The sequence below is a fragment of the Aquimarina megaterium XH134 genome, from assembly GCF_000520975.1.
In the GTDB taxonomy this organism is placed as follows: Bacteria; Bacteroidota; Bacteroidia; order Flavobacteriales; family Flavobacteriaceae; genus Aquimarina; species Aquimarina megaterium.
Map to the genome: position 1 here is coordinate 19,767 of NZ_JACB01000016.1, position 14,783 is coordinate 34,549.

Sequence of the window (14,783 nt, forward strand, 5' to 3'; positions counted from 1 at the left end):
TTGATATTTCTAAGAAAGAGTATAAGGTTATGTCTTAACATAGTAGCTTTTTATTTATTCTGTTCTTAAACTTTTTATTGGATTAATTGATGCTGCTTTAATAATTTGAAAACTTACTGTTAATAAGGTTAATAGTAATGCTCCAATAATAGCAACACCATAAATCCACCATGAAATTTCCATTCGATAGTTATAATTTTGCAACCATTGTTCCATGAAATGATGGATAATAGGGATTCCTATCAAACAGGAAAGTAAAACAAGTACTATTGATCCGCTAGATAGGGTTTTCCAAATATTAAATTTAGAAGCACCTAATACTCTGCGAATACCTATTTGCTTAGTACGTCTTTCTACAGCAAAAGAAGTTAAACCAAATAAACCAAGGCAACTTATTAAAATAGCCAATAGTGTAAAAACACTAGCCAGGTTTCCTAAACGTTGTTCAGATCTAAACTTGAGGTTATAATCTTGATTCACAAAACGGTAATCAAAATTTGCAGAAGGGATTACTTTTGCAAACACTCTTTTAGTCTCAGTAATAGCAGTATTTATATCAATATCAGATTTTAATTTTATATGCATAAAATTGACATTGCTATAACTAATGTAATAAATAGCAGGACTAGTAGATTTATAAGGTGATTCCATAACCATATTTTTGGCAACTGCTATGATTTTTAGAGGTTCACTTTTCCCATAGGTAATATAGGTTCCTACGGGCTTCTTCAATTTCATATATTTTACAGCTGCTTCATTAACAATAAGGGCTGACGAATCAGTAGGCATTTCTCTAGAGAAATCCCTTCCTTCTATTAACTTCCATCCTACGGTTTTTCCATAATCATGGGTTATGGCCATAAGACCAAACTCGTCTTCCATTTCTGGATCTTTGCCTGGCCAATTAAACCCTCCGCCTCTATTATATATAGCAGTCTGAGGAGAAAAAGATTGAGCGATTTCCTCAACTACTCCAGCATTTTTTAACTCATCACGAAGTAAATTATATTTTCCAAAATAATCAGGATTGTTCATATTTAAGTATATAAGATCATTCCCATCATACCCAATAGGCCTGTCTTTGGTAAACTGGATCTGTTCAAATACAATAAAAGTACCTACAGCAAGCATAATCGATATACTGAACTGGAATATTACCAAAACTTTTCTAGGAGTTTCTGCATACTTACCTATTCTAAAGGTTCCCTTGATTACTTTTATAGGGTTAAAAGAAGAAAGAATAAAAGCTGGGTAGATTCCAGAAAAAAGACCTGTAAACACTGTAAAAAACAATACGACACTCCAAAACAGCGCATTACCCCAAGGTATACTCATGTCTTTTTGAGAAAGCTCATTGAACCATGGTAACGAAACCGATATCAATATTAACGCAAATAATAGTGCAATAAAAGATACTATAAGGGACTCAATCAAAAATTGATAGACAAGCTGGTTTTTCTTGGATCCCATTGTTTTTCGTACGCCTACTTCTTTAGCTCTCTTATCTGAACGAGCTGTACTAAGGCTTATAAAGTTAATACAGGCAAGTAATAAGACAAATATTGCGATATAAATAAAAAGCCAGACAAAAGTAATACGCCCTTTTGCAGGTATACCTTGCTCAAATTCTGAATACAAATGCCATTTATTCATTGGGTATACAAATGGATAAAGGTTAGATTCTTTATAACTATCTACTAAATCATGCGGCCCATATTGGATATAAAAATTCTGTAAGCTTTTATTTACTTCTTCAATATCAACATCTGGCTTTAATTCTACATACATATTAAAATACCAACCATCCCATACATCTTTTACCCATTCAAATAATTTATCATTTGCTTCAAACAAATTCCAATTTGCAAAAAATTGTACATGACGAAATCTTGTGTTTTTTGGTAAATCTTCAAAGACACCTTTAACAACAGCATCCATCTCATTATTAATCTTTATACTTTTTCCTATAGGATTTTCTTGACCAAAAATGGCTAATGCAGCAGATTCTGACAAAACAATGGCATTCAATTCATCCAAGCTAGCATTCGTTCCCTTTATCATCTGTAATGAAAACATTTCTATAGCGCCACTCTCAATAAATGTTCCTGTTTTTGTAGAAATTTTTCCATCGTTAGAAAGGGTATGATCTTTGACCCAATCTGACCTTAAAACGTATTTGAAATATTCTGGGTATTTTTCTTTTAAGACACTCCCAAATGTATATAACACAGAAGGATCAGTATTAATTTCATTAGTTTCAAAATTCGTCGTGTTATGATAAATCTGTCCTATCCGATCATAATTTTTATGATACTGATTAAAAGTAAAATCATCCAATACCCATAAACCAATTATAATAACGACTGTCATTCCTAAAGCTAGTCCACCAATATTTATGAAAGAAAACCATCCGTTTCTTTTTAGATTTCTCCACGTAATTTTGATATAGTTTCTAATCATGATTTTACTTTTTATATTATCCCTACTAGTTTTTAAAGACCCATAAGGACTTAAATCATTCTGTTCTTAAGCTTTTTATAGGATTCATTGACGCTGCTCTGAAACTTTTCCAACCTATAGTCATAAATGCAACTAATAGAGTTATACAACCGGCCAGAATAAATACCCACCACTGTATTTGTATACGGTAAGCAAAATCTTGAAGCCATGTATTCATGAGATAAAATCCAAGAGGAAATGCTATCAAAAAAGAAATACATACCAGTTTCATAAAATCAAATGAGAGCATAGTGATAATTTGAGGTATTGTAGATCCTAATACTTTACGAATTCCTATTTCCTTAAATCGTTGCTCTGCTGTAAAAGTTACCAGGCCAAATAATCCCAGGCATGCCACAAAAATGGTGAGCAAAGCAAATATTCTAAGGATAGTTCCCATTTTTTGCTCTTTCAGATAGGTTTGATTGTACAACTCATCGAGCAAGGCATAGTTAAAGGGTTCATTTACTTTAAAGTCGTTCCATATATTTTCTGCTGTGGCAATTAACCCTTTCATGTCAGAAGTTTTTGCTCTTACAATAAGCCCCGAACTTGGTTCATTAATCATTATTAGAGGATCTATAGTTTGATGTAATGATTTGAAATGAAAATCTTTTACCACTCCGATCACAGAATATTGTCTTGTACCTCCTTCATTATCTATAGACATTGTTACTGCCTGACCAATTGCATTATCGGTAAATCCTAAAATCCTGGCAGATGTTTCGTTAATAATCAAATTTGTGGTCTCTGATCCTTCGCCTATGGTAAAATTTCTTCCTGCAATCAATTCCATTCCCATCGTTGGGATATAGTGTTCATCAATATTGTATACAACGGTTCTTCTAATAGCATCAGAATCCTGATCTGGATAAATACTCGACATATGATTATAAGATGGTCCTGCAGGAATATGGCCAGACATTGTAATGTTGGATACTCTTGGGTCTTTAAATAACTGTTCCTTAAAAACTTCTTCATTGTTCTTTAACATCCATGAATCCCTTAATACCAGTATTTGATCTTTTTCATAACCTATATCTTTATTTTGAATGAAAGACATCTGTTGATCTACTACTATAGTTGCCAGAATAAGACCTACCGATATCGCAAATTGAAAAATCACCAATCCACTTCTTAATCCCTTACTATTACCTGTGTTGGTAAATTTGTTTTTAAGTGCAGTGATGGGGGCAAATGATGAAAGAAAAAAAGCAGGGTAACCCCCGGCCAAAAAACTAATAATGATTCCTAATATTAATAAATACATTAGTACCTGGGGACGAAGAATATAAGTTATATCTAATGCTTTTGCAGACAGGTCATTAAATAATGGTAATGAAATCATAACCAGAATTAAAGCCAAAACCATAGCTACCATAGTTGCAATAAAAGATTCTATCAAAAATTGTTTAATTAATTGACTTTTTGGTGATCCCAATACCTTTTTTACTCCTACTTCTTTAGCCCTTTTTGATGCTGCTGCTGTAGAAAGGTTCATAAAATTGATACAGGCAATAATTAAGATAAATATGGCTATTGCTCCAAAAATGTATACTGTTTTTATCTCACCACCAGGCTCTAGATTGGTAGCATCTGCAAAATCTGAGTGAAGATGAATATCGGTCAAAGGTTGTAGAAATAATCCAATGTCATTTCCTTTTCCATTAAACTCTTCAAAAGTCATCCCCATAGATTTTTTTATCTGCGGCCCCATATACTTACGCACAATTTTTGGTAGTTTTTCTTCTACATTTTTATAATCTATACGCTTATCAAGAACAAGATAACTATGGTAACCAGATTCTATCCATTTGTGTTCTTTTGCAGCTGCAAATCCTTCCATAGACCCAAAAGCATCAAAATGAAAGTGAGAATTTGCAGGCACATCGTTAATTACTCCTGTAACCGTATAGCGTTGATTCCATTCTTTAAACTCCAAAACTTTTCCCAGAGGGTTTTCATTTCCAAAATACTTTGATGCTAATTTTTGAGTAATAACGACAGTATTAGGTTCTTGTAATGCTGTTACAAGATCTCCTTTAATGAGTGGCAACGTAAATACCTGAAAAAAATTAGGGTCTACATATGCAAACTTTTGATCTCTAAATGTGTTGTTTTTATAGGTAATTTGGGGTGTTCCGCTTGATTTAATACGAGTTGCCTGTAAAACCTCTGGAAACTCTTCTTGTAATGTATATGCAACAGGGCCTGGTGTAACAGCTTCTTTTATTAGTTCGCCATTCATCTTTCCTTTTAGCACTACTCTAACAATTTGATCTGCTTTTTTATAGTGGCGATCATAACTTAATTCGTCTACCACAAAAAGAAATATAACAAGAGCAGTAGCAATCCCTATGGCAAGACCCAGAATATTAATGGTAAACAAACCTTTGTGTTTCAAAAGGGTTCTCCAGGCTACTTTGATATGGTTTTTTAACATAATGGTTGTTTCTTAATTGATTTAAAATCACATATTATTCATCTCTTAGCACATCAACGGGGTTTCCGTTGGCTGCCATAAAACTCTGCCAACTTACCGTAAGCAATGTAATACCAAGTGCCATTATACCTGCAAGTACAAATATCCACCAGCTAAGATTTGTTTTTAATGCAAAGTTTTCTAACCACGAATTCATCGTATACCAGGCCACAGGAATCGCAATTATAAATGCAATCCCAACCCATTTGATAAAATCAATGTTTAATAATTTCAGAATCTTAAAAATACTTGCTCCATTTACTTTTCTAATCCCTATTTCTTTTTTACGTTGTACGCAGGTATACGATGTTAACCCAAACAAGCCTAATGCTGCGATAAATATTGCCAGAAGCGTAAACATCCTGAAAGCAGCACTAAACTCTTTATCATCATTATATTGTGCTTCAAACTTTTTATCTAAAAATGTATAGCCAAAAGTACGTTGTGGTAGTATTTGTTTCCATTTTTCTTCTATCTGGGTAATCGCTTTATTGTATCCCAAAGTAGAAGCAACAGTGTCATCAAATTTTACTAATAAATTATTACTGCTATTACCGTGTAAAATAATCATAGGATGTATTCCTTTTTTTAATCCAAAATGATGGTAATTTTCAATAACCCCAGAAATTACCCATTCTCTTCCAAAAAAGCTTACCGTTTTATTGATTGCATCATCTGGATTAAAAATTTCCATTTCGCGCATACAAGCTTCATTAATTATAACCGTATTGCTATTTCCTTTGGGATTGTTTATAAAGTTATTTCCGGCAAGAAATTGAATATCTAATACATCAAGATAATTACTATCTGCTGTATAATTATAAAATATTTTTTTGCTATCCTCTGTTCCGTTGGGGTATTTCATTCCTATGAATGATGATAAATTATCATAACCATCCCCAGGATAGGTTTGAGTTCTTGCTGTACCGTATACAAAAGGAAATTTTTGTAGCTCTGTTTCAAGAATTTTACATTTTCTTCTAGCCAGAGAATCTGTCATATTGTTTAAAAATTCACCATGAAAAGAAATAGTTTGATTTAATTCTGCGCCAATCGGTTGCTTTTGCATAAAATCTATTTGTTTAGTAATAACTAACGTACCAATAAGCAAAACGATAGTGGCTAGAAATTGCAAAACAATCAATCCTTTTCTAATGTTTAATCCACTGGCAGAAGTGCGTATTTTTCCTTTTAATGCTTTTGAAGGTGAATATCCGCTTAATAAAATAGCTGGATATAGCCCTGCCAGAACTACCCCTATTACAATAAAACCAATGATAGGTAATAACTGAGTAATAGTTGAAGTCTGTATTACCAGTTCTTTTCCTGTAATATTATTATATAACGAAAGCATACTTATAGTAAGTAAAATGGCGATCACAATAGCAATACCATTTAGAACAATCGATTCTGTTAACGATTGTAAGATAAGTTGTAAGCGTTGTGCCCCAGCCACTTTACGAACACCTACTTCTTTGGCACGCTCTAGAGATTTGGTTGTAGATAAGTTAATATAGTTAAGCCATGATAATAACAATACTATAAAAGCGATTGCTGTTAAGAATTTTACTCTGCTGATACTTCCATTGGCTTCAGCTTCATAAGGTTTATTAGAATATAGGTGAATATCTTCTAGAGGTTCTATATTATACCTTTCATCTTCATCATCTTCAAAATCACTAGCAATCACTTTACTTTTCAGAAGGGCTTTATCAGCATTTTTATCAATTTTTAAGTAGGTGAAAAAATTACAATGTCCCCAGTTTAATTCTTTTTCTGCATCTGATGCAAACCAGGTTGCATAAGTATTTAAAGAAATCAGGAAATTGGTTTTCATATGGGTATTTTCGGGAATATCTTTTAAGACCCCGGTTACCGTTAATAGCACTTCTTCACCCGCATAAAATCCTGATAACGTATTTTTTATAGGGTTTTGTGTTCCAAATATTTTTTTAGCAAAAGACTCTGTAAGTACAATGGTATTAGGTTCTTTTAATACATTTTGTTTATCTCCTTTTAAAAGTGGGTAATTAAATACTTCAAAGTAGGTTTCATCTGCCATGGCACCTTTGGATTCTTCAATGATTTTTTCTTCATATTTAAAAGTCACTTTATCAAAACGGTAGAGACGTACCTGCTCTATCACTTCAGGAAATTCTTGTTTTAATGTAGGACCAATAAGATTAGCAGTTTGTGCATCAGATACTTCAAAAACATCACCTTTAAGAGCATCCATATATACACGGTATACATTCTCTGATCCCTCAAAAGTATCATAGCTACGTTCGTAATTCACATAAACCATGATCAAAATAAAAGAAGCGATTCCTATGGCTAATCCCAAAATATTAATAAAAGAATAGAGCTTATTCTTTAACAGATATCTAATTGCTATTTTAAAATATAAGGTGCGCATAATATCGTGATATTTAAGCCTCACAGGTTTTAAAAACCTGTGAGGTCTGTGATGTTTTTATTATTCTGTTCGTAAACTTTTTAAAGGTTTAATAAATACTGCTCCGATAGATTGGTAGCTTATGGTTAAAATAGCTACTACTATTGCCAGAGTTCCTGCTATCAAAAATATTCCCCAACCCATGTTAATACGATATGCAAAATCTTCTAGCCATCGGCTCATCAAATACCAACCAATAGGAATGGCAATACCTATTGAAATTATAATCAGTTTTAAAAAATCTAATGTCAATAACTTATATATACTCTTAAAAGGGGCTCCCAAAACCAGGCGGATACTAATCTCCTTTTTACGTTGCTCTACCATAAAGGCAGAAAGAGCAAATAAACCAAGGCATGCCACAAGGATTGCAAACAAAGCAAAGCTGACAAAGATTTTGCCCATACGTTGTACATCTTCGTGCATTTTAGAAAAATCCTGATTTAGAAAACTGTATCTAAAGGATTGGTTAGGAACATTTGTATCCCAAATTGTAGCAATTGATTTTAATACTTCATTTATATGATCTGTTCTTAAACGTACAGAAATCATCCCTGGACTATTATTTACTGCCATTGCCAATGGCTCAATGTCATTTTTTAAGGTTTCGAAATGAAAATCTTCTACCACACCAATTATGGTCCAGGAGTGTCTTCCATTAGTTATTTTTTTTCCTAAAGGATTCTCAAAACCAAAACTCTTAGCCATGACCTCATTAATGACCATAGCGTCGGTAGAGTCTGAAGCTAATTCTCTTGAAAAATCTCGTCCTTTTTTTATACGTATACCCAAGGTATTAATGTAGTCGTGATCTACTTCCCATCTTTGTGCAGGAACAGCTATACCATCATTTTCTTTCCCTTTTTCTTTAAAAGTATTTCCGTTTCTTTTGGTTCCTTCGATAGGTAAATAATCACTAACAGAAACTTGTTTTACTTCGGGTAATTTTAAGAGTTGATCCTTAAAGTTTTGTGTCTTATTTTCCAAACTTTCTGTGCCTTGAATAACCAGAACTTGTTCTTTATCATAACCCAGTTTTTTGTTCATAATATAATTCATCTGTTGGTATATGATTAATGTGCCGATGATAAGAACAATGGATGTAGTAAATTGAAAAATAACCAGGCTACTTCTTAGTTTACCACTTTTACTACCTGTACTTAAACTTCCTTTCAATACATTTACTGGTCTAAAAGCAGAGAGGTAAAAAGCAGGATATAATCCGGCCAAAATCCCAATGCATAATGCCGAAAACAGTAATACGGATAAAAACCACCATTGACCCCATGGTACAATCAAAGTTTTTGAGGCAATCGTATTAAAATACGGCAGTAATACCCATGCCAGTAATACTCCCAAAACAAATGAAATGATACTAAACAAGACTGACTCGGTGATGAACTGAGAAATTAAATTTCTCCTAAAAGCTCCTACCGTTTTTCGCAGCCCTACTTCTTTAGCACGATTTGCTGATTTGGCTGTAGATAGGTTGATAAAGTTAATACATGCCAATAGCAGAATAAATATTGCAATGGCACCAAACAACCATACAAAACGAATATCACCATGTTTTAGCCCATCACTAATATCTGTTGATTTTAGGTGGATATCGCTCACAGGTTGTAGCTTGAATTGATAGCTTTTTAGAAAATCAATTTTATCAAACCTGTTAGATTCTCTAGCTGTAGGAATCATATAATCTTCAACAATAGAGAACATTTTTTGTTCTAATTCTTGTATATTGGTATTATCATTCACCAAAACATAAGTGTGATAATTCTGCGCACCCCAATTATGTTTTTCATAAGGATAAAAATCCCTGCCCACCATTGTCATCAGAAAGTTGTACTTAAAATGGGTGTTTTCTGGTGAATCTTTCATTACACCAGTGATTTTATAAGGTTTCTCTGTATTATTATCTAAAATCAATGTTTTGCCAATAGCATCTCCGTTAGGGAAATATTTATCAGCTTTTGCTTGAGAGATTACTATAGTTCCTGGTTGGGATAAAACACTCTTGGTACTTCCTTGTGCAAGTGGTATTTCTAAGATTTCTAATAACTCCTGATCGGCAAAAATAAATCCATTTTCAAAAATGTTTTCTGTTTCTCCTTCTATTCGAAGCTCTTTGTTTCCGGTACCAAAAAGTTCGCTTGTAAGAAACCTCCCTGACTTTTCTATTTCAGGAAAGTCCTTTTTTAGTGCTTTAGCAAAAGGTGCAGGATAATGGGTCCATTTAATAAGTTCACCCTTATGTATTACTTCTGTATACACCCTGAAAATTTGTTTTTCAGAAACATAATGCTTGTCATAGCTCAATTCATCTTTGATAAAAAGTGCGATCAATACACACGCCATTATCCCAACAGCAAAACCTCCTATTTTGATGAACGTAAACATCTTGTCTTTTAAGATACTTCTCCAGGCTATTTTTAAATGATTTTTTAACATAACTGTTGTTTTTAAATGATGATTTATTCTTTTCGTAAGCTTTTTATGGGATTCTGTAATACAGCAGAAACTATTTTGCTGCTCACCGAAAAAAGCACTACAAATAAGGCTAGTAATCCTGCCATAATTAGATAGACGAATTTGACACCTTCATGATATACAAAAACATGTATTATTTTATTTGCTATGAAATAAACCGTAATAAGCCCTAATGTTGCGGCAATACAGAATAATATCATGTACTCTCTAAGTAGTATTAGAAAAATACTTTTCGCATTGGCTCCCAGTACTTTTCGTATTGCTATCATTTTTTGTTGAGTTTTTAACGAAAAGGATACCAGACTATATAACCCAAGTACTGCCAATAGTATAGCTAACACCGAGAAAAAAATGAAAATATTGATTGTACCTTTTAATGAGTTCAAATAACTGCTGTCAAGATTGTCATCCAAAAAGCTGAACTCAATGGGGTTTTCTGGAAAATTATTGTTAAAAAGTGTATTGACCAATGTTTGGGCTTCTGCCCTTTTATTTGAAGCTACTTTTATGGTTACATACGAACTACCCGAGCCTTGATCCATAAAAAGAATCATAGGTGGAATTTTCTTGAATGCAGTATAATCATTAAAATCTTTTACTACACCAATCACTTTTAAACGACCATTATCGATTTTCTTACCCAGGGCATTATTCCAGCCAAACAATTCTAATGCAGTTTGGTTTATGATACATGCACTTTGGATATCTGTAGCATAATCTTCAGAAAAATCTCTTCCTTCTATTAGCTTCATTTGGTAGGTTTTCAAGAAATTGTAATCCACACTGTGTGACCTAATCACAGCCTTTTCATTAGTTTCATTATCCTCCCAATCCATACTTTGTTGCCTTCCGCCACCAAATGGACCCGAATCTGATATAGAATAATTAAGAATATTAGGGTCTTGTAATAATCGTTCTCCTATTGTTTTAAGTACCTCTCTGTCTTCTTTATTGGTAACATCTATAAATGATACTAATAAATCTTCTTTTACAAATCCAATATATCGTTGTTCTATATATTTAAACTGCTCTATAATAAGTATTGAAATAAATACCAGTGGTATCACTAATACTAATTGAAAAACAACCAGAGCTTTTCTTAAACCAGCACGGCGTTTAATAGACGAATTACCTTGAAGAAAAGAAGAAATCTTTAAGGATGTAAGAAAGAAAACAGGATATAAACCAGCCAAAATACCTGCCAGAAGTGAGCCAAGCATAGCATATACAAAAAATGGCCAATCCTGACTAAAAACAATAGATAAATTCTTTCCGACAATCTTATTAAACAGTGGAAGAAACAATAGCACCAAACCTATAGCAATAATAAAAGAAATAGATACCATAACCAATGACTCGGTAATAAACTGATATCTTAAATGGCTCTTTGTACTGCCCATAACCTTTTTGATTCCTATTTCTAATTCTCTCTTCATAACCTGGGCAGTGGATGAATTTATATAATTTAACAAGCTGATTAAAGCAGTAAAAATTACAACTGCAAGAAAAAGATACAGTGTAGTAATCTCACTCCTATTTCCTCCTCCTCCTCTTACCTTAGACGTTTTCATATAAATATCTCTAATAGGTCTAAGACTAAGTAGTTCTTGAATTCCATCTTCCAGCTTAAGATGATTTGTTAAAAACCCTCTTATTTTTTCCGATACCTTGCCGATTTCTGCATTATTCCTTAGCTGAACATAAGTAGATGCATTATTTGCACCCCACCCCGCATCGAGTGTATTTCTTGTAATGGTTTCATATGAGCTAAAAGATAGTAGGTAATCAATCTTTAAATGAGAATTATCGGGATAATCAGCAAATACACCAGTAACTACACAGTCATGTTTTTTATCGATACGTATTGTTTTTCCGATAATATTACTTTCTGGGGAGAGTTTTTTGGCTAATGATTCTGAAAGTACTATGCTCATTGGGTTTTCTAAAGAGCTGTTCTGGTCACCTTCTACAAATTTTAAAGTAAATAGTTTTAAAAATTCATTATCTGCAAACAATCCATTCTTTTCATGATACATTGCATCATTAACGCCCAGGTAGTTAGCAGTAATTCTTATACTGGTAGCATTAGTAATTTCAGGAATAGAGCTTTGCAATTCATCTGATAATATATAAGGTGTACTATCCCAAATATCACTTTGAATACTACTTACATATGTTCTTTCTATTCTAAAAAGTCTATCATAATCGGTATGAAATACATCATAACTATTCTCATGATTTATATAAAAAAGCATAAAAATCACCGCCGATAAACCTATGGTGAGTCCACCAATATTTACCACCGAATACCCTTTGTTTCTTTTTAGGTTTCGCCAAGCGATTTTGATATAGTTTTTAAACATAACTGTTGTTTTTTGATATTGATTAGCACCTTTAGCACTAGATGATGATTTATTCTGTTCGCAAGCTTTTTACCGGATTGGCAGTTGCTGCTTTAAATGCCTGTACACAGACAGTTAATATTGTAATACCCATAGTAATAGCACCTGCTAAGGCAAAAATCCACCAGCTAATCGAAATTCTATATGCAAAACCTTGTAACCAGTCTTCCATATAATAATATGCAAGAGGAGTAGCTATGAGTAATGCTATAAGTACCAGTTGTACAAAATCTTTAGTAAGCATATTAATCACATTCCCTACGCTCGCACCTAATACTTTTCGAATTCCTATTTCTTTTTTCTTCTGCTCTGCCATAAAGGAAATCAGTCCAAATAAACCTAAACAACTGATTAAAATAGCCAAACAGGTAAATACAATTGATATTTGACTTAGTCGTTTTTCTTCAACAAATAATTTTCCGACTTCCTTATCAACAAAGGTGTACACAAAGGGTGTACTAGGATTTATCGATGTCCAGCTACGATCTAGATTAGCTAACAAGGTTTTAAAATCTGTAGTTTCTGTTTTAACGATAAGCCATCCTGGTTCACTATCATTGAAAAGTAAGATCGGAGCTATTGATTCTTTTAACGAGGCAAAATGATAATCGGCTACAACCCCTACAATTTCAAACACAGAAGTTTCTCCTTCATATGTTTGTATCAATTTAGAAGTTAATGCGTTATCGATATCGATATCAAATGCATCAATAGTAGCTTTATTAACGATAACCTGAGTACTATCATTAGCCCGTAAATCACGACCAACAAGCAGAGGTGTTCCTACGGTTTTAAAATAATTATCACTAACGCCATTGTATTTAACCAATGTTTGATTTGCAGGATTTTCTCCTGGAAGGTGCAATCCCAAATCGTTCATTATATATTCTGATGGATAGTGATTACTCCCCGCAACATCGGTAACTCCTGATACTGTTGATATTTGAGATCGCAGTGCATCAAATTTTCCTATCGCCTCATCAGTTCCTAAACGAATTGCAATAAGGTTTTCTTTGTCAAACCCCATATCTTTAGTTTGTGAATACTCTACTTGCTTATTCACTATTATTACTGCAGCTATCAAGGCAATTGATACAATAAATTGAAAGACAACTAATGCCTTACGGAAGTTCCCGCTACCTGTTGATACATTAATGGTTCCTTTAAGTACCTTAACTGGTTTAATGGCCGATAGAATCAAAGCTGGATATGCTCCGGCAAATAACCCACTAAATATGCTTAATGCCAGTAAAGGCATTAAAATTTTCAAATCAAACAAAGCAGTGTAGTGTATGTTTCCCTTGGTAAGTATATTAACAAAAGGTAATACTAAGGCTGTTATAGGAATACTTATCACTAAAGCAAATAGAGATAGTACTATTGATTCTCCTAAAAATTGACGTATTAAGGATCCTCTATTTGCACCTACCGCTTTTCTTACTCCAATTTCTTTGGCACGTTTATTTGCCCGTGCCGTACTTAGATTAATAAAGTTAATACATGCTACTATCTGGATAAATAGAGCAAGAATAAGTAGTAAGTATAAATATTGAATATTCGAGACGGTATCAATCTGATTAGAAATTCCCTTAGAGTAAAGGTGAATGTCTTTAACTTTTTGTAATAATAACGCTTTATCAAAGCCTACCGCTGCCAAATTTTGTGCTCCACGATTTTGCAAAAATGCAGGTAATTTTGCTTGCAGTTGCTTCTCATTAGACCCAGGCAACAATTTTACATAACTATGCACAAAATTCTGAGTTGCAAAGTTTTGTTCATTTCTTACAAACTCTCCCAACCCAGGAGAATTCATACTTAAAATATAATTTGGATTAAGATGAGATTTTGTGATGTTATCTTCAAAAACCCCTGTAATGGTCAAAATTGATTCATCCTCACCACTGCCTAAAACCAAATTTTTGTGTAACGCTTGCTCAGCACCAAATAATTTTTTAGCTAATGTAGCAGAAAGGACAACAGTATTAGGATTTACCAGTGCACCAGTAGCGTTACCTTCTTTAAAAGAATAACTGAATAGATTAAAAAACGTTGGATCTGCCAAATACCCACGAGATTCATAATAGCTTTCTTTACTATCCTGAACTCGCAATAACGCATCATTACCTTCACCAAAATATACAATACGACAAGCTTCTTGTACTTCTGGAAAATCTTCCTTTAAAGCAAAAGCTATAGGAGGAGAACTTGTAGCTGCATTAAAATCTGCACCACCATTACCATTACCCGTAATTACAGTTCTTATTCTATAAAGAGATTCGGCATTTTCATGATGTGTATCATAACCCAATTGAGCAAATACATATACTATGATACTTAGACAGCAAACGGTACCTACAGTAAGGCCTAGTAGGTTTATACTTGTCTGAAGTTTATTTTTTGTAAGACTTCTCCAGGCTATTTTTAAGTGATTTTTTAGCATAACTATCGTTTTTTG

The 14,783-nt window shown here is 33.3% G+C and carries 6 protein-coding genes; all 6 read right to left on the bottom strand.

Going from position 1 to position 14,783, the window contains the following annotated elements; translation table 11 throughout:
• Nucleotides 1-54 precede the first annotated feature (54 nt).
• The 6 genes from Z053_RS0111790 to Z053_RS0111815 are packed head-to-tail and all read right to left on the bottom strand — an operon-like array spanning nt 55 to nt 14,768.
• Nucleotides 55-2,460 carry an ABC transporter permease gene (locus Z053_RS0111790; protein WP_025665214.1) on the bottom strand — a complete coding sequence of 802 codons (2,406 nt, stop codon included), beginning with the start codon at nt 2,458-2,460 and terminating at the stop codon, nt 55-57.
• A 55-nt stretch (nt 2,461-2,515) separates the two neighbouring features.
• Nucleotides 2,516-4,942: an ABC transporter permease gene (locus Z053_RS0111795; protein ID WP_025665215.1), complete on the bottom strand. Its 2,427-nt coding sequence runs from the start codon at nt 4,940-4,942 to the stop codon at nt 2,516-2,518.
• A gap of 34 nt (nt 4,943-4,976) precedes the next feature.
• Nucleotides 4,977-7,397: an ABC transporter permease gene (locus tag Z053_RS0111800; protein ID WP_025665216.1), complete on the bottom strand. Its 2,421-nt coding sequence runs from the start codon at nt 7,395-7,397 to the stop codon at nt 4,977-4,979.
• 60 nt (nt 7,398-7,457) lie between these two features.
• Nucleotides 7,458-9,887 carry an ABC transporter permease gene (locus Z053_RS0111805; RefSeq protein WP_025665217.1) on the bottom strand — a complete coding sequence of 810 codons (2,430 nt, stop codon included), beginning with the start codon at nt 9,885-9,887 and terminating at the stop codon, nt 7,458-7,460.
• Between the two features lie 23 nt (nt 9,888-9,910).
• Nucleotides 9,911-12,289 (bottom strand): ABC transporter permease, encoded by a 2,379-nt coding sequence (locus Z053_RS0111810; RefSeq protein WP_025665218.1) that lies wholly within the window; start codon nt 12,287-12,289, stop codon nt 9,911-9,913.
• Between the two features lie 49 nt (nt 12,290-12,338).
• A complete protein-coding gene (locus Z053_RS0111815) occupies nt 12,339-14,768 on the bottom strand; it encodes an ABC transporter permease (RefSeq protein ID WP_025665219.1) in 2,430 nt (809 codons plus the stop codon).
• Nucleotides 14,769-14,783 lie beyond the last annotated feature (15 nt).

What these genes read in the sequence shown, in the direction of transcription:
- Z053_RS0111805 (WP_025665217.1), bottom strand. Translation starts at nt 9,887, where the DNA reads ATGTTAAAAAATCATTTAAAAATAGCCTGGAGAAGTATCTTAAAAGAC.
- Z053_RS0111800 (WP_025665216.1), bottom strand. Translation starts at nt 7,397, where the DNA reads ATGCGCACCTTATATTTTAAAATAGCAATTAGATATCTGTTAAAGAAT.
- Z053_RS0111790 (WP_025665214.1), bottom strand. Translation starts at nt 2,460, where the DNA reads ATGATTAGAAACTATATCAAAATTACGTGGAGAAATCTAAAAAGAAAC.
- Z053_RS0111810 (WP_025665218.1), bottom strand. Translation starts at nt 12,289, where the DNA reads ATGTTTAAAAACTATATCAAAATCGCTTGGCGAAACCTAAAAAGAAAC.
- Z053_RS0111815 (WP_025665219.1), bottom strand. Translation starts at nt 14,768, where the DNA reads ATGCTAAAAAATCACTTAAAAATAGCCTGGAGAAGTCTTACAAAAAAT.
- Z053_RS0111795 (WP_025665215.1), bottom strand. Translation starts at nt 4,942, where the DNA reads ATGTTAAAAAACCATATCAAAGTAGCCTGGAGAACCCTTTTGAAACAC.